19 protein-coding genes and 1 pseudogene are annotated in these 21914 nt (G+C 59.1%); 7 read left to right on the top strand and 13 right to left on the bottom strand.

Annotated features, from left to right (window positions below):
• Positions 1 to 51: 51 nt before the first annotated feature.
• The 3 genes from I6J19_RS07125 to hisH form a co-directional block, all read right to left on the bottom strand.
• Positions 52 to 864: an inositol monophosphatase family protein gene (locus I6J19_RS07125; protein ID WP_038625716.1), complete on the bottom strand. Its 813-nt coding sequence runs from the start codon at positions 862 to 864 to the stop codon at positions 52 to 54.
• Positions 865 to 966: 102 nt separating this feature from the next.
• Positions 967 to 1701 (bottom strand): bifunctional 1-(5-phosphoribosyl)-5-((5-phosphoribosylamino)methylideneamino)imidazole-4-carboxamide isomerase/phosphoribosylanthranilate isomerase PriA, encoded by a 735-nt coding sequence (gene priA, locus I6J19_RS07120; protein WP_016422946.1) that lies wholly within the window; start codon positions 1699 to 1701, stop codon positions 967 to 969.
• Positions 1702 to 1849: 148 nt separating this feature from the next.
• On the bottom strand, positions 1850 to 2548 hold the full coding sequence (gene hisH, locus I6J19_RS07115; protein ID WP_038625717.1) for an imidazole glycerol phosphate synthase subunit HisH: 699 nt from the start codon (positions 2546 to 2548) through the stop codon (positions 1850 to 1852).
• Between the two features lie 188 nt (positions 2549 to 2736).
• Here hisH and I6J19_RS07110 point away from each other — a divergent pair, with 188 nt between their 5' ends.
• Entirely contained in the window at positions 2737 to 3360 is a 624-nt protein-coding gene (locus tag I6J19_RS07110; protein ID WP_038625718.1) for an arsenate-mycothiol transferase ArsC, read from the top strand.
• Positions 3361 to 3467: 107 nt separating this feature from the next.
• On the opposite strand, the gene I6J19_RS07105 is transcribed toward I6J19_RS07110, so the two are convergent.
• Positions 3468 to 4889, bottom strand: coding sequence for an MFS transporter (locus I6J19_RS07105; protein ID WP_070432103.1), 1422 nt, complete (start codon positions 4887 to 4889; stop codon positions 3468 to 3470).
• Positions 4890 to 5473: 584 nt separating this feature from the next.
• Between I6J19_RS07105 and I6J19_RS07100 the strand changes: the two are divergent.
• Both I6J19_RS07100 and I6J19_RS07095 read left to right on the top strand, forming a co-directional pair.
• Positions 5474 to 6687: pseudogene (locus tag I6J19_RS07100) on the top strand (IS110 family RNA-guided transposase).
• 201 nt (positions 6688 to 6888) lie between these two features.
• Entirely contained in the window at positions 6889 to 7554 is a 666-nt protein-coding gene (locus I6J19_RS07095) for a pyridoxamine 5'-phosphate oxidase family protein (protein ID WP_224786579.1), read from the top strand.
• Between the two features lie 10 nt (positions 7555 to 7564).
• Here the strand turns inward: I6J19_RS07095 and hisB are convergent, their stop codons facing one another.
• The 3 genes from hisB to hisD are packed head-to-tail and all read right to left on the bottom strand — an operon-like array spanning position 7565 to position 10743.
• Positions 7565 to 8203 carry an imidazoleglycerol-phosphate dehydratase HisB gene (gene hisB, locus I6J19_RS07090; protein ID WP_052155531.1) on the bottom strand — a complete coding sequence of 213 codons (639 nt, stop codon included), beginning with the start codon at positions 8201 to 8203 and terminating at the stop codon, positions 7565 to 7567.
• Positions 8204 to 8248: 45 nt separating this feature from the next.
• On the bottom strand, positions 8249 to 9391 hold the full coding sequence (locus I6J19_RS07085) for a histidinol-phosphate transaminase (RefSeq protein WP_038625721.1): 1143 nt from the start codon (positions 9389 to 9391) through the stop codon (positions 8249 to 8251).
• Complete coding sequence (gene hisD / locus I6J19_RS07080) at positions 9391 to 10743, bottom strand: histidinol dehydrogenase (protein ID WP_038625723.1); 1353 nt, start codon at positions 10741 to 10743, stop codon at positions 9391 to 9393. Before hisD ends, I6J19_RS07085 begins: the two co-directional genes overlap by 1 nt.
• Positions 10744 to 11039: 296 nt before the next feature.
• Between hisD and I6J19_RS07075 the strand changes: the two genes are divergently transcribed.
• The 3 genes from I6J19_RS07075 to I6J19_RS07065 are packed head-to-tail and all read left to right on the top strand — an operon-like array spanning position 11040 to position 15239.
• On the top strand, positions 11040 to 12746 hold the full coding sequence (locus I6J19_RS07075; protein ID WP_187402467.1) for a hypothetical protein: 1707 nt from the start codon (positions 11040 to 11042) through the stop codon (positions 12744 to 12746).
• A gap of 40 nt (positions 12747 to 12786) precedes the next feature.
• The gene (locus I6J19_RS07070; RefSeq protein WP_224786580.1) at positions 12787 to 14613 is read left to right on the top strand and encodes a hypothetical protein; all 1827 of its coding nucleotides are present in this window, start codon (positions 12787 to 12789) and stop codon (positions 14611 to 14613) included.
• A gap of 50 nt (positions 14614 to 14663) precedes the next feature.
• Positions 14664 to 15239: a hypothetical protein gene (locus I6J19_RS07065; protein WP_038625726.1), complete on the top strand. Its 576-nt coding sequence runs from the start codon at positions 14664 to 14666 to the stop codon at positions 15237 to 15239.
• Positions 15240 to 15273: 34 nt separating this feature from the next.
• Here I6J19_RS07065 and nadC read toward each other — a convergent pair whose 3' ends face one another.
• The 6 genes from nadC to bioB form a co-directional block, all read right to left on the bottom strand.
• The gene (gene nadC, locus I6J19_RS07060) at positions 15274 to 16155 is read right to left on the bottom strand and encodes a carboxylating nicotinate-nucleotide diphosphorylase (RefSeq protein WP_038625728.1); all 882 of its coding nucleotides are present in this window, start codon (positions 16153 to 16155) and stop codon (positions 15274 to 15276) included.
• Between the two features lie 6 nt (positions 16156 to 16161).
• Positions 16162 to 17673 carry an L-aspartate oxidase gene (locus tag I6J19_RS07055; RefSeq protein WP_239122805.1) on the bottom strand — a complete coding sequence of 504 codons (1512 nt, stop codon included), beginning with the start codon at positions 17671 to 17673 and terminating at the stop codon, positions 16162 to 16164.
• A 58-nt stretch (positions 17674 to 17731) separates the two neighbouring features.
• Positions 17732 to 18808: a quinolinate synthase NadA gene (nadA, locus tag I6J19_RS07050; protein ID WP_187402468.1), complete on the bottom strand. Its 1077-nt coding sequence runs from the start codon at positions 18806 to 18808 to the stop codon at positions 17732 to 17734.
• 292 nt (positions 18809 to 19100) lie between these two features.
• Entirely contained in the window at positions 19101 to 19679 is a 579-nt protein-coding gene (locus I6J19_RS07045) for a hypothetical protein (protein ID WP_038625733.1), read from the bottom strand.
• Positions 19680 to 19754: 75 nt separating this feature from the next.
• The gene (bsaP, locus tag I6J19_RS07040; RefSeq protein WP_038625735.1) at positions 19755 to 20057 is read right to left on the bottom strand and encodes a biotin synthase auxiliary protein BsaP; all 303 of its coding nucleotides are present in this window, start codon (positions 20055 to 20057) and stop codon (positions 19755 to 19757) included.
• A complete protein-coding gene (gene bioB, locus I6J19_RS07035) occupies positions 20044 to 21051 on the bottom strand; it encodes a biotin synthase BioB (RefSeq protein WP_038625737.1) in 1008 nt (335 codons plus the stop codon). The genes bsaP and bioB overlap by 14 nt, the downstream gene beginning before the upstream one ends.
• A gap of 191 nt (positions 21052 to 21242) precedes the next feature.
• Between bioB and I6J19_RS07030 the strand changes: the two genes are divergently transcribed.
• Entirely contained in the window at positions 21243 to 21911 is a 669-nt protein-coding gene (locus I6J19_RS07030) for a TetR family transcriptional regulator (protein ID WP_038629043.1), read from the top strand.
• Positions 21912 to 21914 lie beyond the last annotated feature (3 nt).

The following is a 21914-nucleotide window of genomic DNA, read 5'->3' as shown; positions in this document are numbered from 1 at the left end:
TTGTGGCTCGACGGTTTGCGCAACCACCCAGCTCGGGGCGTCGCCCAAGTTTTAGCTCCGGAAAGTCTCCGGACGACCCAGTTGGTCAATAATCGACCGCAGCGTGGCATGGACATCTCGAGTTCCCGCTAGCACGCCTACGGAATCATGCCGCCAGGGATTGCCTGCCAAGTCTGTGACCACGCCACCAGCTTCGGAAATCTGCAGTACGCCGGCTGCGTTATCCCATACATGCGGTGAGAAAGTCACCGTGCCGCCGAATGCCCCCATCGCGGTGGAGCCCAAGTCCACTCCGACAGAGCCAGTAATTCGGATCGTCGGATAGCGCTCGCCCACCTTTGACAGCAACAGTTGGCGCCACTTACGTGGGAGTGTGCCGTCGGTACTCGCAATGACGGAGCCGAAGGCAATCGAAACCGGGCGACCGGCCTCGGCATCGATGTTGACGCGACGGCCGTTGACAAATGTGCCGCTACCTTTAGCTGAGGTGATACGACGGCGCAGCAGAGGCATGGAGGTAATGCCGACCACCGGCTCCCCCTCATGCATGAGTGTGAGCAGCATGGCACACAGCGGAAAGCCGTTGGAATAGTTCGTGGTGCCGTCAATCGGATCGATGACCCAGGCGGTATGTTCCTCGGGGACTTTGCCACCGAATTCCTCGCCGTAGACGGGCAGGCCAGAATACTGCGTGAGGAGCTGGCGCAGACGACGCTCAATTTCCAGGTCGGTCTCCGTCGCGAAATCCCCGCGCGGCTTCATGACAACCGGGTCCGCGCCCACCTGCTGCGTGAACAGGCCTTCAACCTCATCGAGCGCCGCTTCAGCAATAGCGAGCATCGCCCGCGGTTCCAGGGCATCCATACTTTCTAAGTCCTTCATCCGCCGTCTCAGCCGGGGTGCCGTTTGCTCGTTAACGCTTTCGCTTGACGACGTCTCCCCGGCCCGGCCACGAAAGTGTTCTCTTTAGCCGCGAGCTACTGCCAGGGCCTCTTCCAGAGTGAAACGCCCTGCGTAGAGCGCCTTACCCACAATTGCGGAGTCAACACCCTCATCGACCAGCGTGGCAATAGCTGCAATGTCGTCCAGGCTGCTGACACCGCCGGAAGCGACGATTGGAGCATCGGTAGCAGCAGCGACCTCGCGCAGCAGTTCCACATTCGGCCCCTGCAGGGTGCCGTCCTTGGAGACGTCAGTCACCACGAAACGGGATGCACCCTGAGCATCCAGGCGCTCCAGCACCTCCCAGAGGTCACCACCGTCGGAGACCCAGCCGCGGCCGCGCAGGCGCCACTGACCCTCTTCGTTGAGGACGTCCAGACCAATGGCCACACGGTCGCCGTAGTTGGCGATAACCTCGCGGCACCACTCCGGGTTCTCCAGTGCGGCGGTGCCAATATTGACGCGGGCGCAGCCAGTTGCCAGCGCAGCTTCGAGCGAAGCGTTGTCACGGATACCGCCGGAGAGCTCCACCTTCACGTCGAGCTTGCCCACAACGTCGGCAAGCAGGTCGTAGTTCGAACCGCGACCGAACGCGGCGTCGAGGTCGACCAAGTGGATCCACTCAGCGCCTGCGTTCTGCCAATTCATGGCAGCTTCCAGCGGTGCACCGTAGGAAGTCTCGGTTCCAGCAGCACCCTGAACAAGGCGCACAGCCTGGCCATCGGCTACGTCTACAGCGGGCAGCAGGGTCAAACTCATGGGGGCTCTACTCTCTTCGACTTTTGGGCGTTGTGGCCATAGTCGCCACGACGCTTGTTGCTAGTTATCTCAGTATAGGTGGTCTAAGTGGCGAAATTCCGTCACCTGCCAGGTAGTGCGGTTAGGGAAGATACTACCGATTGGGCAACTACAGCGTGTCCACCCAATTCTGCAGCAGCTTCAACCCTGCTTCGCCAGACTTCTCAGGGTGGAACTGTGTAGCCCACAGCGGACCGTTTTCTACGGCTGCGATAAACCGATCGGATTCGTGGGCAGACCACGTCACCAGCGGCGGAGCGATGCGAGAATCCGTATCAAGGTCCCACGTGCGCACACCGTAGGAGTGGACGAAGTAAAAACGCTGATCTTCCAGCCCCTTAAACATCTTTGAGCCTTCCGGCACCTCAACCGTGTTCCAGCCCATGTGCGGCAGAATCGACGCCTCGAGGCGCTCGACAGTACCGGGCCATTCACCACAACCCGGGGTGCCGGTGACAGCTGCGGATGCGTCGGTCTCCGCTGCATGGATGCCGTCGGCGTACTCGACGCCGCGGTCAAAGAGCACCTGCATACCAACGCAGATTCCCATCACCGGCCGACCACCTGCGAGTCGAGAGCCAATCAGGCGCGGCCCTTGCACTCGATGCAAACCCTCCATGCATGCGGCATAGGCACCGACGCCGGGAACGAGGAGACCATCGGCCTCCATCACGGTCTTCGGATCGGCGGTCACAATAACCTCGGCACCCGTGGTGGCCACAGCGCGCTCAGCTGAACGCAAATTACCGGAGCCGTAATCAAGGATGGCAACAGTTGGGGTCTTCGTCGAAGGTGAGACTTGTTCCATAGTTGGACATTTTAAGGCGCTGGGAATCGATGTTTCCCATTTACCCCAAGAAAACTGCCTGGACAGGCAAAAGCGCTGGTATACGCCCACCGAATACTTTGGTAAACTCAAGATTAACAACAGGTTAACTAAGTTATTGATTTATCCCTAATACTCCTGATTATTTTTCACAGAGAGACTCAGACGCTATGACTACCGCATCCGTTCTTAGTAAATCATTTGCCATTGTCCGCGAGGACCTTCACCGGCTCTACGATGCAGCCTGCGATGCTGCGACTATCGATTCCATCCTCGACGATGTCATTGCAGAGCTGTCCAGCTCTGCGAAGGTGACTAACTTCCTCCCCGTCCTCGCCGAACGCGAGGCCACCGAGCGCATCAAGGCCGCGAGCGGATGCAAGGACTTCGCCCCGCGCCAGGAAATTCTCTTTGCCGACAGCCGCGGCTCCGGCCGCAGCCAGATTGCCACTGCTCTGGCTTACCACCTGGCCGGTGACGAAGTCTTTATCCGCACCATCGGCCTGACTCCAGAGGATGGCCTGAATCCGCGCGTCGTCGAAGCTCTTCATGATCGCGGGGTGGACACCTCGCGCCTCACTCAAAAGACGATTACTCCCCGTGTTTCCCACCGCGCCGATGTCGTAGTGCTCATGGGCATCGAGGAGACGCCGGCAGTCCCAGGCGACCGCTACGTGGAATGGGATGTCGCGGATCCGGACAATCTCGCAGACGACGAGCTCCAGTCGCTTATCGACGATATCGAAACCCGCCTGCGGTCTCTCTTCACCGAGATGGACGTCGCCGTCGCGTAAACAGGCACGGCTGATCACACACCGGGGGTTGCATTTATTAACCAAAAAAGAGTGGCTGCGCTAGGACTAGCGCAGCCACTCTTTTTCTAACGTCTCTTTTTATGTAGTTACTTCTTCTTGCGGTCCCGAACCGTCAAGCGCGTCACTGCGTTCTTTGCCGGGCGGGCAACACGCACGGCTGCCTCCGGCGTATGACGCTTCACGGCATCTCCCAGACGACGCAGCGTAGCGCGGGTGTTCTGGTACTCCGCCACGCGGTGCTTTCCGATGATTCGGTCGAGCACCGCACCAATGAGGCCAACTGCCAGCAGAGCTGCTGCAAAGGCAAAGACAGCCGGGTACGGACGGAGCGCAGCCGCAGCTACGGCTCCCAGAACGAACGAGCCGATACCTGTGCCCGAGTCAAAGGACATGTTCCAGAAGGCACTGGCCTCAGCAGTACGGTCACGCGGCAGGCGGGCAAACATCAGCAGCAGAGCCTCATTTTGCACAATGCCGAAGCCCGCGCCGTAGAAAATGGCAGCGACCAACAGCAGCCAGGCCGACAGATCAAAGAGAACCACGCCGGACATCATCAGCAGGCCAATAAAACCACTGATCAATGCCGGAATCAGCAGAATTCCAGCCTCAGACTTACGGTCGGCGTAGATTCCTGCGAAGTAACGGAACACCATCTGCGCGCCACCGAGAACCGATAGAGCCAGACCAGCGACAATTGCACCAGAAACAGCATCAACCTCACGAGCTGCCGGTGCAAGGAAAGCGGAAATACCACCGAAGCCCATAGCAATCGTGCAGATTGCAAGCGCGGGAATGGCCACCAGCTTCCAAGTGGCAACGTGCTCAACTGGGCTCGGCTGCGTTGCTGCAGAGCCAGGAACGGGGTCACCGACATCCTCGTTGCCGCCCTTGCCCTCCTTCGGCGCTGGCTTAATCTTCGGAATGAATAGGGCCATCACCGAGCCAACGAGCGAAATGACGGCACCCAGAATATAAACCGGAGTGTAGGAGCCAGTCTTATCCGCAATGATGAGACCAAGTGGCAGGAAAATAAGCTCGGACAGACCAACGGCCACACCAAGTACACCAGAGGCCTTACCCAGGAATTTCAGGGGCACAAGCTCTGCGATCAATGCGGACTCGGCGACAGTCAACGCGCCGAAGCCCATACCACGCAAAACCGCAATCATGAGAACCAATGCAGCGTCAGTGCCGAAGATGTGCAGAATCGTCGGCAAGCCCAAGAACAGACCTGAAATCAGCATGGTCATGCCGTAGCCAAGACGGCGACACACTCGTGGCGTCTGAGTCTGCGTCAGAACTGTGGCAGCCATGAAGACACCGGTGTAGGCACCGGCGAGCGAGGTTCCACCGCCATCGTCAAGAATTGCCTGCGGAATAACAGGCATGAGGAGAGACCAGCCACCGAAGGCGGCCATCACGGCGACTAGCGTAGGTACTAGTCCGGGCGCTTTCCACATGCTGTCCAGTTCGTCTAACTGCCTGCGGTCCATCACCCGGGACGCCATTTACTCCATCACTCCTAACAACCACAAAATCGCGCCGGCGAGAGCGATCACAGATAAAAGCCCGAGAACAATCGTTCCAACCCTTGATCCGGACTTATAGAGTGACCATGTTCCGCCCACCAGCAGACCAGCGACAATGAACAAAAAATAAGTGCTTAGCGTCGATGCGGTAGACACCTGCGCTAGAAGCACGTCTACAGACGTTGTTACCATTAGTCCCTCCAAAACTCCAGCTAAGGAAAAGAATTGGCCTGCCCTTAATAACTACCACGGCTGCCATTATGAGCTCGTTGTCGGTGCTATTTCGACTCGCAATGAACACGCATTAAACCGCCCCACTATTGCCCGTTACCTTGAAGTCATCCCCGATAATGGGAACAGTCGCTGGGCCGGGTACGGCTTAATCGCCCTGTAGTTTCAATAAACCGGGATACCGCCCGGCACCAGAACATTCGATGACAGCTAATAGGGACGCGGCCGGAATCTCCAGGCTTCAATGTAGACGTGGGTGTGCGCCACGAATGTCATGACACCAGCGACTGGCAAATCCACCACGTTTTCCTAGGAGCCATCCATGTCGCAGGATATTCCCATCGACATTCTCCTGGGGCCTAGACGTAGGCAAGTCTCAACACCACGCCTGCGCCTTAGACAAGGACGGCATAAAGGTTTTCGACAAGACTCTTCCCCAACTCGAATCAGAGTTAGCAGCACTCTTCGAAGACTTTCAGACTCACGGCACAGTCTTAGTTGTTGTTGACTAACCCAACACCATCGGAGCGCTCCCCATTGCAGTTGCCCATCAACACGGTTGCCAGGTCGGCTACTTACCAGGCTTGGCCATGAGAAAAGCTGCAAATCTCTACCCTGGACAGGCGACAACCGACAGTCGCGACGCCTTCATCATCAGCCGACACTGCATGAACAATGCCGCACACCCTACGGGCGGTTGACCGAAACAGTGAAGTACTCGCAGCCCTTAGGATGCTGTCCGGCTTTGACGATGACATTTCTCGTGACTGCACCAGAACCGTCAACCGCTTACGCAGTCTACTCACCCAAATCTACCCCAGTCTGAAGCGTGTTTTCGCTGGCAGCACGCGTACCCACACCCCGACACTGGACTTACTCATCCATTACACAGGTCCGACAGGACTGAAAAAGACTGGTTGTACCCGGGTTCTGGCGTGGTTATCCAAGAGAAGCCGGCACAACCCGGACGTGCTGGTGGACAGCATTTTCGTGGCACTAGCGGCACGAACTGTTACTGTTCCCGGAACCGAGGCAGCCGAACTTGTTATCCCGCAGCTGGCAGCCAACATTAAAGCACTAAAGACCCAACGCGAAACTATCGTCGGCCAGGTCGACGGCGTGCTGGAGGATATCCCTGCCTCCGAGGTCTTGGATCGAATACGCCGGGAATCGGCATCAAGACCGCAGCACGAGAATCCTGCTTTCCATCGGTGATGGATCCGACTTCGCATCCTCTGGCCACCTGGCCGCCTTTGCAGGAATTGCTCCTGTGACACGAAGATCAGGCTCATCAATACGAGGCGAGTTCCCATCCAGAACAGGAAACAAGCGACTGAAAAATGCGCTGTTCTACTGAAGCGTTTACTGCCATTCGAAGCCACGAAACATCCCGAACCTACTACGGGCGCAAAAGAGCAGAAGGCAAACGCCACAATGCGCCCCACTCATGTGCCCAACCAGACGCAGATGCAACGTCATCTACGCCATGCTCAAAAACAAGGAATTCTACCGAGAGACACTTACCAAACAATCAGTAGCAGTTTAAGCCGAGCAGCAATCAGATCCACCAACACCAGTTGATGGGCCCAATAATCGTGCATACCCCCAAAAGAGTTTCACCTAAGAATTCCGATTTAGGCTTGACAAAAACATAGGCTCCCCCCACACACAAAACTGCACCTCCAAAATTGGGAACTATTTGAAAAGTCAGCACTAGCGCTTCCCCTCGGGGCTAAAGTCTGCGGATATGAGCCCGATGGACAATAAGCCCGAGTACCAGGATCTCCAGTACCAGGACATTGCCTTTGACAGCTACGTCCGGCGCCGCCAGGAATCACTTCAAACTGAGATTCCCCGATCTCAAGACCACTTTGAAATCGAGCCGGCCCACCAAAAGCTCATTAAAACGTCATCGCACTTTTTCTTGTCCACTGTTACCGGCGCTGGCTGGCCCTATGTCCAACACCGCGGTGGACCCGAGGGATTTGTCCATGTACTGAACCCCATGAAGCTGGGTTGGCTCGAATTTCATGGCAATAATCAGTTCGTCAATACCGGAAATGTTGACCGCGATAGTCGAGTCTGTATGTTTTTCATCGACTACGCTACGCGCAAGCGGCTCAAGCTCTTCGGCACAGCACAAGTGATTGAAAAAGCCGACGACCCAAAGCTGATGGATACGCTACGGCAGGTCAACGGCCGAGAAATCCGCAGCCCATATGAGCGCGCGATGGTAGTCGATGTCATTTCGGCTGATAGTAACTGTTCCAAATACATCAAACCTCGCTACACAAAGGAGCAGGTTGATGAGCGCATTGACCTCTACCGCCAGGACATCAAGGATTTGAAGCAGCAGGTAGAGGAATTAAATGCGCAGGTGGAACAGCTACAGGCGCAACTCGGGCGCGCGTAGCCTGCGAAAGCTATAGGGTGCCCTTAGTCGACGGCACACCGTGGACGCGCGGGTCGTCCTCGACGGCAGCACGCAGGGCACGGGCCACAGCCTTGTACTCAGCCTCGGTGATGTGGTGCGGATCGCGCCCGTAGAGACAGCGAACATGCAGCGCAATGCGAGCATTTAGGGCGAAGGACTCAAAGAAGTGCTCATTGATAACCGTTGCGTAGTGGCCACCAATAACGGCAGTCAACATCTGCTCTGGCTCGCCAGTACCAACAAAATACGGACGACCCGACACGTCAACCACTGCGTGCGTCAGAGTTTCATCCATTGGAATGAAGCTGTCACCAAAGCGGCGAATACCGGACTTATCCCCCAGTGCCTGGGCAAACGCCTGCCCCATAACGATGCCGGTGTCCTCCACCGTGTGGTGCGCATCGACCTCGGTGTCACCGTTGGCATGCACAGTCAGGTCGAAGCTGCCGTGGGAGCCGAAAGCGGTCAACATGTGGTCAAAGAACGGCAGACCTGTCGAAATATCGGTCTTGCCGGTGCCATCGAGATTCACCGAGCAGACGATGCTCGATTCACGGGTGGCGCGCTCGATCCGGCCAACGCGCTCAGTGCGCTCTGCCTCCAGATGGTCCTTATCACTGAAGTGCATAAGTCAAATCTCTCCTTGTAGTGGGATGTACCGGCAGCATTTCGCTTAAGCCAGCGCGGTCGCTGCCAATTTCTTGGCCGCCGCCAGCAGCGCATCATTTTCGCTGGGCAGACCAATAGTGGCACGGAGACGACCGGGCACGCCAACGTCGCGAATGAGTACGCCCTCGTTCAAGAAGCTCTGCCATGCCGACGAGGCGTCGGCGAAACGCCCGAAGAAGACGAAGTTCGAGTACGAGTCAATCACGTCGTAGCCATAGCTGTTCAGGGCGGCTACGACGCGGTCACGCTCGTCGGCAAGCTTTGCGACGGTCGACAGCGTCGCATCCGAGTGGCGAAGTGCAACTGTGGCTGCGGCCTGCGTCAACGTCGACAGGTGGTATGGCAGACGTACGAGCATCACAGCATCAATAAATGCCGGGTTAGCAACGAAGTAGCCGAGGCGGCCTCCTGCGAAGTCGAAAGCCTTGCTCATCGTGCGGGAGACAACCAGCTTCGACGGGAACTCAGCCAGCAGCGTTGTCGCCGACGGCTCCTCAGTGAACTCGGCGTAGGCCTCATCGACAATGACGATGCCCGGCGCGGCTTCAATAATGCGGCGCAAGTCAGCGAGCGTAGTCAGGTTGCCAGTCGGGTTGTTCGGCGTCGTGATGAAGATGACGTCAGGACGGTGCTCGGCAATTGCCGCGAGCGCACTATCCATGTCGATGTCGAAGGTCTCCGGGTCGCGGTCGATGCCGATAAACTCCGTCTGCGTGCCGGACGAGAGGATTGGGTGCATCGAGTAACTGGGCACAAACCCCATTGCGCTGCGCCCTGGCCCGCCGAATGCCTGCAGCAGCTGCTGGAGAATCTCGTTGGAGCCGTTGGCAGCCCATACCTGGTCAACGGTGATGTCCACGCCGGTCTGGCGGGTGACATAGTCGGCGAGTGCGCTGCGCAGTGCTACTGCGTCACGGTCCGGGTAGCGGTTGAGGTCAGAGGCGACCTTCTCCACTTGCGCCACTAGGTCGGCGATGAGGTCATCGGATGGCGGGTACGGGTTTTCGTTGGTGTTCAGGCGAACATCGACGTCGAGCTGCGGAGCACCGTAGGCTTCCTCGCCGCGCAGTTCGTCGCGCAGTGGCAGATCTGCCAGCGCCAACTTGGCTACCGACGGCTGTGACTGGTTCTCAGGCTGGTTGCTCATTAGTTGTCGTTCCCCTTTTCTGCGCCATTGCTCTCAGAGCCGAGAAGCGTCTCAAAGCGGGCGCGGATGGCCTCGCCGTGCGCTGGCAGTCGTTCTTCGTTCGCCAGGACTACTACGCTGTCGGCAACTTCCTTCAACGCGGCCTCGTTGTAGTCAATCATGTGGACCGACTTGAGGAAGGTGTGCGTTGACAGACCAGAGGCGTGGCGGGCGGTACCGGAGGTCGGCAACACGTGGTTGGAGCCGGCCGAGTAATCGCCCAGCGGCACCGGCGAGAAGCGACCGATGAAGATTGCGCCAGCGTTGGTAATGCGTTCGGCAACGGCCTGCGCGTTTTCGGTGTGGATCTCCAGGTGCTCAGCGGCGTAGGCGTCTGCAACCTGGATGCCGATATTCATGTCGTCGACAAGCACGATGCCAGACTGCTTGCCGGTGAGCGCCTCACGAACGCGGTCGGCGTTCATGGTGACCTCGTAGCGGTTTTCGACCTCGCGGTCGACAGCGGCGGCGAAATCGGCGTCGTCGGTAATAAGTACGCTGGCGGCCATGATATCGTGCTCTGCCTGGGAAATCAGGTCGTAGGCGACGGAGACAGGATCAGCGGCGTTATCTGCAAGAATGGCGATTTCGGTCGGGCCAGCTTCGGCGTCGATACCGACGACCGAGCGGCACAGACGTTTAGCGGCGGTAACGAAGATGTTGCCCGGACCGGTGACCATGTCGACCGGCTCGAGGCTCTCATTTTCATCGCCGTATGCGAGCAGTGCGACGGCCTGTGCACCACCGACGGCCCACACCTCGGTCACACCAAGCAGCTTGCAGGCAGCCAGGATGGTCGGGTGCGGCCAGCCGTCGTTGTCGGCCTGTGGCGGAGAGGCGACGACGAGGGACTTCACACCAGCTTCCTGAGCTGGGATGACGTTCATCAATACAGACGACGGGTAGACGGCGTTGCCCCCGGGGACGTAAAGACCGACGCGCGAAACCGGAATCCACTTCTCGCGGACAATGCCGCCGGGAAGAATTTCAACAGTCTTGTCATTCGGCTTCTGAGCAGCGTGGAACGCGCGCACGCGCCCGATGGACTCCTGCAGAGCAGAGCGGACGTCGTCTTCCAGCGCGGCTTCCGCGGCATCGATAACCTCCGCTGGAACGCGCATGGATGCCGGACGAATCCGGTCGAACTTCTCGGAGTACTCCATGGCCGCTTCCACACCACGGGCTGCCACGTCATCGACAACGGGCTTGACCGTGGGAATCATGGAATCAACGTCTGCCGCACCGCGCGGCAACACTCGACGCAGAGTGGCGGTGGTGGGAGTCTGACCGCGAAGATCAATAGTGGACAACATAATTAATTAGTAACCGCCTATTCGCACGATGGATTCATACGTGAGCACTTCAGAGTGACAAAGAAATGACAACAAAGTATTAAAAATCTGGGTCAAAGCCAAAGACTTTATCCACGGTTTTCGCTACTATTCGCCCTTAAAGGCACCCTTGAGTATGAACTAAGCATATATTTCTCACGTTAGGTTCATACCGATTGCCCCATTTAACCCCTCATACTGTGGCGCAAGTTAGCTCCGCCACAGTGACCCATTACAGTGTTAAGGAAAGTAGTAACCAGTCGTAGAAAGGTCAGCTGTTGAACCAGGTAGGAAACAGCCCGGATTTGCCGGAGCTCGTCGCAGCCTACGCAGACGCGACCGCAGCCGACAATTCCCTGGCCACGCGCCAACTGGAATCAGTTTTCGCGCATCATTTCTACAACCCACAACTCTTTTCTGCCCCGGAAGCCCACGGCGTTATCGAACACGTCGGCGCGTTTTACCGCATTGTCCGCGAGGTCACCGAATCGCTCGGCATGATGACAGCTGCGCACGATGCCGCCCTGAACTGGATGGTATGGGCATCCGATAACGACAACGTGCCGGAGTACTGGCGCGCCCGGGCACGGCTGGCGGCAGACGAAGCCCGCCGCTACACCACCTTTATCGCCGATGGTCAAACCTCTGCTGCCGCAGAGACCGAAATCCCCCTCATCGCACGCATGAGCAGGGAAATCACCTCGTACCGGGCACTCGTGCTTGCCGACGATTTGGATGCCCCAACCGGCAGCCACAGCGCGGTGACCACGGATGCGGATGGGCTGCGGCCGCAGGAATCGTCGGCAAGCGAAGAAGCGGATGAGCCGTTTAGCCCCCGCCAGTGGAAGAAGCGGGCGGCACTGACTGACGCGCTGATTCGGATTGCGAGCGCCTTGCGAAAGGTCAACCGCGAGGACTTGGCACGGGAGCTGCACGAGATGATTCGGGCACTGCCGAATGAGGATAAGTTTGAGTCGATTGCGCTGGCGAAGACTCTGACGGAGGCATCACTGCTGCACCGAGCCGGGAAGGTCGTCGACGCAGCGCGACTTTGCGCCTCACAGCTCAATGCAATCGGTAACCGCTCCGTAATCGCGGGCCTTGAGCTGAGGCAGAATTTGGCACGGTACTCGATAGAGACCGGTAATAGCGATACCGCGTTCCGAATGCTGTCGAACAACGTGGCAGTCGCGGACCAGCACAGACTGGACACTGACTATATTCTCGCGGTTCGTGAGATGGCAGACATCAACTTCGAGGTGGCACACAACAAGCCCGATGCCGAGGAGATGCTGAAGCTGACTCAGCGCGCCCAGGACGTGTCGGCAGACTACCCCGACTGTGAAATCACCATGGAAATCGCGCTGCTGAAGGCAACGGCACTGTACGAGCTCGGAGATTTCCGCCACGCCGGCCAGGAAGCGGAGTCGGTTGCAAAGTGGTCTGAGCCTACCCAGGATTCCGCGCGTACTGATTTTTCCTGTGCTATTGCGGCGGAATCGGCAGTCCAAGAGGGAAATACTGAACATGCGGCAGTGCTCTTCGACGCGCTGGCCGATATTCGTGCCGTATACTCGTCACCGATTTCACCTGCGGAAACTCTGATGGATGCCGCACTATCGCTCAGTAACGTGGGCGCCACAAGCGAGCTGACCGACCACCTGATGGAACGCTCGCGTGGCTACGTGGTTGGGTCCTGGGAATCGGCCAAGTGGCACGAGTCGCAGGCGCTGCTGTGCTGGTCGGTATGGGACAACGACGGCGTGTACAAGTACGCCGACGAAGCTGCCGAGCTTTTCTTAGAAGCCCACGCCCCTGCCGATGCCGCCCGCACGCTGACTATCGCAGTGCGTGCTGCTGCTAGTGACAACAATGAGGAACGCGCCCGCCGGTTCGCGACTCGCATCGGCGACCTAGTCGGCCCGGATCACCCGGTGCGCGATGAAGTTCGTGGACTAATGCGTAGCTTTTCAACCCCGGATTAACAGCGCATCCGGCTGTACAGGTCTGAAAAGCAAAGCAGTTTTGCATCTTCCCGATGCCACGGGCGAAGATAGTCCAATGGTCTGGTGGGAAGAAGAAAACTCTGAGTCTGAAATTCAAGTTGGCGATTGGGAAGCCGGCATCGCTGCCGACCACGTGTCAGTGAATTCGGAAAACGCATCAGCGACGGAGAACTCGTCCGACCCCTTGGACTTTCCTCCCCTGCCCAATCCGCTAAAGGCATTGCCGGACTCCCTCCCGGAGCTGCTGGTTATTTCCCGCAAGGCCGGCGCCACGCTCGACCACGTCACCAGTTGGCGCGCGGTCACCAAGTTCGCCCACACGCACTGGTTGGCCGACGCACCTACAAACTCCCCCGATGTCATTGGCGAATTCCACGCACTCAGGCATGCAGTTGCCGACCAACTCGAATTAGTAGAAGAAGCCACTGCTGCACGCGCCGAGTGGCTGCGTTGGGCAACTGAGGCCAACATTCGCCCCGCGATCTTGCACGCACGCTCCTACGGAGCATTCGCCGAGGCTGAGGCCTTCATCGACGCCAACCCCGGTGATGCCATCACCGGCCGTCGCCCCGAGGACTCCGAAATCCCTGAGCTGATCAGTCTTACTAAGGACATCGTCGCCACCACTCCACAGCCCGGCGAGGCCTATTACTACCTGGTCAGCGCGGCTGTTGCCGGCGCCGCAGCATCGCTGGCGCGCCGGGCGGAAATCGCCGGTCAGCTCTCTGAATGGTCCGCACGCTGGGCACCAAAGCGAAGCAGTTTCGACGATCGGAAGCTGTTGGAGGCGCAGCTCGCGCACAGCCGTGGTGAACTGCGCAGGGCCGCCCGCATCGCTGCCAGCGTCGCAGCGGCTCCTCAGTCGGAACCCGTCACCACGACGATTGAAGCGCGCCAATTTCTGGCTTTTCTCTCTCTGGAAGCTGGTGAGGAAGCGGAGGCAATCCGCCAGCTACGCCCAATCGTGCAGGCTGGTCTCGATGCAGGACTCACGGTCGCGGTGCTTCGCAGCGTGCGTCTGCTCTGTGCGCTTCTCAACGCCCACGGCGATTTCGCGGAATCCGCCGAATTTGCCCGCCGCGCGCTCGCCAGCGCCGAGGGCATGCCGGTCAACCCCATCACCATGGATATCCAGCTCGTTTTGGCCCGCAGTCTCCTCGATGCCGACGAGGTTGACGAGGCGCTGCGCTTTGCCGAACCAGTTGCGCACTGGTCAGCATTTACCGCCGATGAAGAACGCACCGACGCGGCGTTTTCTATTGCCTCCACAGCCGCGGGGCTCGGCAATAATCCCCGCCGGGCGGCAAAGCTGCTCATCGAGCACGGCGAGCACCTTGAACGCAACGGCGATACCAAGGGCGCTGCCAAGGCCTACCGTCAGGCTGCGCGTTCTATCATTCATGTCATTGACCTGGTCATTTCCGAAGAGGGCTCCGAATTCACCGCCGAGATCGTCTCTGAGGACGCTTCCGCCGCCATTGACCACACGCTCAGCGAGGCTGAGGACCTTCTGCTGCGTTCTCAGAAGCTCATCTCCGACGACTGGTCACTCGCCGACTGGCACGACGATGCCGCCTACGTCTTCTACTCCGCTGGCCGCGACACTTTGGCCATCAACCATGTGGAAGCCGCCGCGAAGGGCTACCTGCAGTCCGGCGATGGCGAGGAAGCCGCCCGCGCGCTGCTGGCGGGGGTTCGCTACCGTCTCGACGCGGGTGATTCCGACGGTGCCGCCGCCTATGCTCGGCGCGTCGAAGAGCTTCTGCCCCGCGACGTGTGGGAAGGCCATCCTGTTCTCGATGCCCTTGACGTCATCATTATTCAGTCGCTTGACGACGAATACTAGCGCCCCGCCCACTTCGGTGCTGGCGGTGGCACAAAGTAGAGTGTTAGGTCATGACTACTTCTGGTGATTCCGCGACTTCTAGCCCGCAGCAGCTTTTCGACGCCGCCACGGCATTGGCTGAGGAAAACAACCTCTGGGAAGCAGCCCTAACTCTGATGCAGGGGTTCGAGGAGCTCGGCGACAAGGCTGATGCCCCGCAAACCGACAGTCTGGGGCGCCCCATCCGTGGCTCTGCACCAAAGCTGATGGACAAGGCCGCGGATTGGTTGGATCTGCTGGATAACCTGGAGAAAGACGGCTTCGAGCCGACCGCGGACACCCCACCGCGCCACTTGCGCTGGGCGATGTGGCACACCTTGAACGGCCAGGCAGAGATTCGTCGAGGACATCAGGGGCGCGCCATTGATCACCTGGAGTTGGCGGCGGGACTTTTCCAGTCCGACAAGCTCAATATCCAGGCCGTGCCTCTGCTTGCACAAATTGCACAGTGCCACCTGCATTTGGGCGATGCCGGTGCTGCGGAGAAGGCGCTTTACCGCGCACAGAAAACCTGTGATGAGCAATCGCGGGAGCGCTGGGGGTCAGCACTAAGCGAGATTGGGGCAGAGATCGCCCGTCGCCTGTAGGCGAAGCTACGAGGCGAAACCGGGGCTGATTCAGCTACTGCTCGTCGAAGTCGAGTCCGACATCGAACACCTTGGCCGAGTGGGTTAGCGCGCCCACAGCCAGGTAATCGACACCACAGGACGCGTACTCACGAGCCACATCGATGGTCAGTCCGCCAGAGGACTCCAGCTGGGTTGCCGGAGAAATCTGCGAGCGGCGCTGTACCGCAATCTGGGTCTCCCAAACTTCGAAGTTGTCCAGCATGACGATGTCCGGTTTCATCGGCAGGATTTCATCGAGCTGTGCGAGGGTATCGACTTCCACCTCGCACGGCAGCTCCGGATACTGAGCCCGCACCCTCTTCAACGCACCGGACACGGAACCGACGGCCACCACGTGGTTGTCCTTAATCAGTGCCTCATCGCCCAATGCATAGCGGTGTTTAATTCCACCACCGCAGGTCACCGCATACTTTTCCAGGTTGCGCAGACCCGGCAGTGTCTTTCGGGAATCGCGCACCCGCGCACCGGTGCCAACGATTGCGTCAGCCCACTGGCGCGTCGCAGTAGCTACACCACTGGCGTGCGTGAGGATATTCAGCATTGTCCGCTCAGCAGTCAGCAACCCCCGAGTCGGCGCAGAAATCGTTGCCAGCACTGTGCCAGGACGCACCAGGGTGCCATCTTCAACGTGCTTTTCGACGGTGAACTCACCCGAGATGACCTCCTGCAGCGTCCACTCCACCGCATCGATAGCCGCGATAACGCCCTCTTGCCGGGCCACCAGGCGGGCGCGTGCCTGCGCAGCTGCCGAGACTGTCGACAGCGAAGTCACATCCGGCCCGAAGCTCATATCTTCCTGCAGTGCCGTCCGAATGAGTCCGCGGGTGATGTTTTCGTTCAGCACCCCGCGCAGAGTGTCCTTCTCAAGAGTCATGGCTAGCTAATCCCCGTCCTTTTCAAACCAAGTGTGGCACCCCAAAGTATATGGTCGTGCCAATGCCGCTTCGACGACTTTCCTTGCGGCCACGACCTGAACCGATTGCGGGAGCCGATCGATAACCGCCAATGCCTGCCGCAAACTCTGCTCATTGCGCGTTACACCAGCGCCTTCCTGCATCGCAGTCTGCAACCGGAAAAGCTGGCGCGGTTCCAGTTCCGGCCGTGGCTGCGGCAGGCCTTCAACCGCCGCTGCGAATTCCTCGTCCCCGACCGGCACAGCGTGTGTTTCAGCGACTTTTTCGGCCACTCGCTTGCCGACGACCAGTCCCTCCAGCAACGAATTGGAAGCCAACCTGTTGGCACCGTGCAGCCCCGTCGCGGAGCATTCACCGGCCGCAAAGAGACCCGGCGCTCTAGTTGCACCGAATGGGTCGACGGCAATGCCACCACAGGTGTAGTGGACCGCCGGGGCCACGGGAATGAGGTCCTTGGTCGGATCAATCTCCGCTGCGGTCAGGCCCGCTGTGATCGTCGGAAAGCGGACGGCGAAGTTGTCGATGTGACGTGCGTCGAGGAAGACATGGTCCTCGCCGAGCTGACGCATGCGAGTCGCGATGGCACGCGAGACGATATCGCGCGGAGCCAGGTCTCCGCGTGGGTCAACGCCGGCGGTCACACTGTTTCCCCGGGAATCGACGAGGATGGCTCCTTCACCACGGACAGCCTCGCTGATGAGATGGCGTCGGCCGGTGCCGTCTGATGCCGAGCGCTCGTCATAGAGCACTGTCGGGTGGAACTGGATAAACTCCATGTCCCGAATCTCCGCGCCAGCATCGGAGGCCATGCCGATAGCCTCACCGCGGGCGCCCGAAGGCGCCGTAGTCGCGCGGTAAATATGCCCCACGCCACCGGTAGCCAGCAGAGTTGCACCTGCGCGAATAGCGCCGCCACCACGGGGATCCGCTACCAGCGCCCCCAGCACGCGGCCGTCTTTGCCAACGATGAGCTGGCGCGCTGTAGCGTTCTGCAGTACTCGCACGCCGGTAACTGAGGCTTCTAGGGCGCGCTCAATTTCAGCACCAGTGGCGTCACCACCGGCATGAATGATGCGCCGCGCGTGGTGTCCGCCCTCTTTGGTGCGGGAATATACGGCCGGGTTATCCGGCGCCGGGTCAAATGTGGCGCCTAGCCCAATCAGCCACTCGGTCGCCGCAGCGCCGGCACGGATGATAGAAGCCACGGCCGCTTCATCGCAGTGGCCGGCACCGGCATCGAGGGTGTCCGCGATATGGGAATCAGTGGTGTCCTCGAACCCATTGGCCACATGGCCGCTGGGGTCGTCGTCAAGCCCGACGACCGCGAGCCCGCCCTGTGCGAGATTCGTGGCGGCATCGGCGAAACGCAGCTGTTTGCGGGCACCGACGCGCCACTCGACGCTGTCGATAACCAGCACGTCGAGGCCGAGCTCAAGGGCCCTACGCGCAGCACTGAGCCCTGCGACTCCCCCGCCGATGACGAGGAAGTCACACGTCAGTGTCCAACTGTCGAATGATGAGCGCAGACCAAACGTGTTACTCGCCCCCGCCTGGATTACCGATGGCGATCATGCGCTCGACCGAGGCGCGCGCCTTGTCGGCGACCTCAGGAGCGACGTCGACCTCATCGGTGCCCTCAACGAGGCAGCGCAGCAGAGCCGCCGGAGTGATGAGCTTCATGTACGAGCAGGAAGCGCGGTCGTTGACCGGCTCAAAGCCGACATCCGGTGCGGCCTTGCGCAGCTGGTGCAGCATGCCCACCTCAGTGGCCACGAGCACCTTGCCGTTGGGCTTGTTCTCCTTCAGCTTCTGCGCCTCGGTCAGCATCTCGCCGGTGGAGAGCATCTGCACGCGCTCCGGCTCAATGGTGCCTTCACCCGCGAGGTAAATCGCAGAGTTCGCGCAACCGCACTCCGGGTGGATGAACAGCTGCGAATCGGCGTTCTCTTCCGCGCGGTGCGCGAGTTCCTCACCGTTGATGTTGGCGTGGACGTGGCACTCACCAGCCCATACCTTGATATTGTCGCGGCCGGTCTCACGGCGGACGTGTGCGCCGAGGAACTGATCCGGGTTGAACAGGATCTCCTGGTCTTCCGGGATGGACTTGACCACGTCGACGGCGTTGGAGGAAGTACAGCAGATGTCGGTCAGAGCCTTTACGTCTGCCGTGGTGTTGACGTAGCTGACCACCAGTGCGCCGGGATTCTCAGCCTTCCACTCGGCCAGTTCGTCTGCAGTGATGGAGTCCGCCAGGGAGCAGCCGGCGCGCTCGTCCGGAATAAGGACAGTCTTCTCAGGGCTCAGAATTTTGGCGGTTTCCGCCATGAAGTGGACACCACAGAAAACGATGACATCGGCATCGGTTTCCGCAGCGATGCGGGAAAGCCCGAGGGAATCGCCGGTGTAATCGGCAATATCCTGAATCTCCGGCAGCTGGTAGTTGTGCGCAAGAATTACGGCATTGCGTTCGCGGGCGAGGCGCTTAATCTCCTGAGCCCAGCGCTCATCTGCAATTACGCCACCGTAGCGGCCATCTTTATCGACTACCGATTCGTACAGATCCGATTCAAGGCGCGGCAGGCTGGAAGCATTGGCCGCAAGGCTGGTATTCACGGAAAACTACGTCCTTACTTCAATGGGCTGTGGCTACGACCGGAGAAAACGCCGTCACCGTTACCGGCAACGATCCCCGGACGCATTCGCAGCGGACTCAAACGGGCAAGTGCAAGAGACCTAAGCTCGCCACACAATATCGAAAATGCCCCTAAATCGGGGCGAATACCGGCATCGAGGACGAACCTATTTCCCAAAATTGTAAGGCTTGTATAAGCCTATTTCCCAATAACTACCCCTGTTCAGTAGGAAGTAGTGCTTTACGACGGCCCCCGCGCAGAACCTCACTGTCTCACTTAGTGACCGAATCTGCGTCCGTAGCATTGTCCGCAGCGCTCTCGTTGCCTCCCGTGAAGTCCGTTTGGAACAACACCCGGGACCACAGTGCGAGCATAGCAACCAGTGGCGCGACCAGCAGTGCTACATAGGTTTTGAAGTCCGGAATCACCGAGAACTTATCGCCCGGCTGCATTCCCGCCAGATTCGGCTGGAGCAATGCCGCAATCGACTGACCGACGAGGTACGTCACTGCTGCACTCATCAACGCGGAGAAACCTGCCCATCCAATTGCCGTGAGCATCTGTACAGGGGTCGTGATGGCACGGTTTCGGAAGGTAGTAATTCCCAGCACCAGGCCGCTGATGGCAGTGACAGCAACAAACCAGAGCAGCCCAATAAAACCAGCGTCAACGGTTTCCTGAATAATCGCTAGTTGGTTATTGGGGAGCATTTGCACTTGCTGCTTGGGCCGCAGGAATGCCCAGGCCACTCCCGTTACCGATCCCGTTACAACGGAGAAGAGAACAATACCCGAGGTCATTGCCACGCTCTGCTTTTCAACGTGTGGGACTCGGGTATTTTTCATAGTCATAGTTGACAAACTTACCTCACGGCGCGCATCCAGTACTAGCGCGCCTGAAAGGCGCATTTGCACAACCAGCACCTTTTATCGCTGCTCCAACATAACGGAGTCTACTTCGCCGTGGCGCGAGCACTTTGCAGTCCAGCCGTCCGGACGCACCTGCACCACCATCCGACGTCCACAGAGCTGGCAGAACCGAGGTGCCTCCAATCCAGCTTTTGCACCATAAGAGCGTTCGCGCACTTCACCAGCTTGGAGGTCGGCGCCGGTAAAAGGATCGAATTTGGGCTCGTCTCCCAGCACCATGGCCTGGAGCAGCTCTGTGGAGTCGACTTTCCTACTCCACGTCGCGCGCGGGCTAGATGTCCGAGGCTTAGACAGTTGCATTGAGGGCCTTAATTGGAAGTCGTACCTTGCCAAGCATGTCCAGGTCCTGCTCCGCCGGACGGCCCAGCGTGGTCAGGTAATTACCGACAATGACAGCGTTGATACCGCCGAGCAGCCCCTTTTCTGCACCCAGGTCTCCCAGGGTGAGCTCACGACCACCAGCAAAACGCAAGATAGTCTTCGGCAATGCCAAACGGAAGGCACCGATGGCACGCAGTGCATCCTTGGCTGGCATCGGCTCGCGACCGGCGAACGGAGTGCCCGGGCGCGGGTCGAGGAAGTTCATCGGCACCTCGGTCGGGTTGAGCGCCGCCAGGTCCTGAGCAAACTCAGCGCGCTGCTCAAGGGTCTCGCCCATACCCAGGATGCCGCCACAGCAGACTTCCATGCCAGCTTCGCCGACCATACGCAGGGTGTCATGGCGCTCTTCCCAAGTGTGGGTGGTCACGACCTGCGGGAAGTAGCTCTTGGCGGTCTCAAGGTTGTGGTTGTAGCGGTGAATACCAGCCTTGGCCAGGCGATCCACCTGTTCCTGCGTCAGAATGCCCATCGATGCGGCCACATTAATGTCAACCTCTGCCTGAATGGCGGCGACGGCCTGTTCCATCTGGCTGAGCAGTCGCTCATCCGGCCCCTTTACTGCAGCAACGATGCAGAACTCAGTCGCACCAGACTTTGCAGTCTGCTTGGCGGCGTCCACCAGAGCCGGGATATCCAGCCATGCCGAACGTACCGGAGACTCGAACAGACCCGACTGCGAACAGAAGTGGCAATCCTCTGGGCAGCCGCCAGTCTTCAACGAGATAATGCCTTCAACCTCGACCTCTTCGCCGCACCACTTCAAGCGCACCTCATGAGCCAGCGCCAGCAGATTCTCGATGCTGTCGTCGTCGAGGTTGAGAACCGCCAGGGTCTCCTCGTAGTTCAGCCCCTCTCCGCGGGCGAGCACCTTTTCGCGGGCGAGTTCCAAAATGTCCTGCTGCTGTTGAGTCATGGGGGCGACACTCCTTGAGGCTGGGGATAAAACTTGAACACTGTTTGAGAAGTTGTTCAGTTATCAAACTTAATACCGCATCTACAGAATGTCGAACAGGGTTCAATTCCCGTCGTGTCGCGGTTTTACGCTCCGCATTTCAGTCTTGAGACATCTTCCAGATGATTCTTCTTTCGTCTACGGTAGGCAGTGTGCAATTGACCAAGGACATCATTGTCGACGCAGCTCTTACCATTCTCAACGAGTACGGACTCGGCGATCTCACAATCCGCCGTCTGACTCGCCACTTGGGTACCGCCGCTGGCGCAATGTACTGGCACTACCCTTCCAAGCAGGCACTGCTCGGCGCCGTCGCTGACCGCATCTTGACTCCCTGCACAGAGTTTTCCGCCACAGGCGATTGGCGCGCCGACACCGAAGTCATCGCCGAGCTGCTCTACTCCTGCCTCACCGCTCATCGGGATGGCGCCGAGGTCGTCTCGGCCGCGCTGGCTACGGGCACCGCCACGATTCGCCCCGAGCAATTGCTTGCCGACGTCCTGGAGAACGCACCCGAAACCTCCATCAGCACCCCATCAGCGACTGATACCGCGTCCGTCCTCGTGTATTTCATTCTCGGCGCGACAGTCGACCAGCAGACAGCCATCGCGCTTAATCTGAACGGCGCCAAGTCTGTATCTGACAAGGGTGACACTAATGGCGAGAACAACGCTAGTACGGGCGCTGCGGCCGAGGCTTCCTCTGAAGATGCCGCTGAACAGGCAAAAGAGCTCGGTCGCCAGCGCATTGCACTGGGAACCGAGCTCTTTATCGCCGGAATTGCGGGGGTTGCCGGGATTAAGGGAACCGCAGGTCAGTAAGCC

The organism is Corynebacterium amycolatum, assembly GCF_016889425.1.
In the GTDB taxonomy this organism is placed as follows: domain Bacteria; phylum Actinomycetota; class Actinomycetes; order Mycobacteriales; family Mycobacteriaceae; genus Corynebacterium; species Corynebacterium amycolatum.
This window is presented reverse-complemented; position numbering and strand designations above follow the sequence as displayed.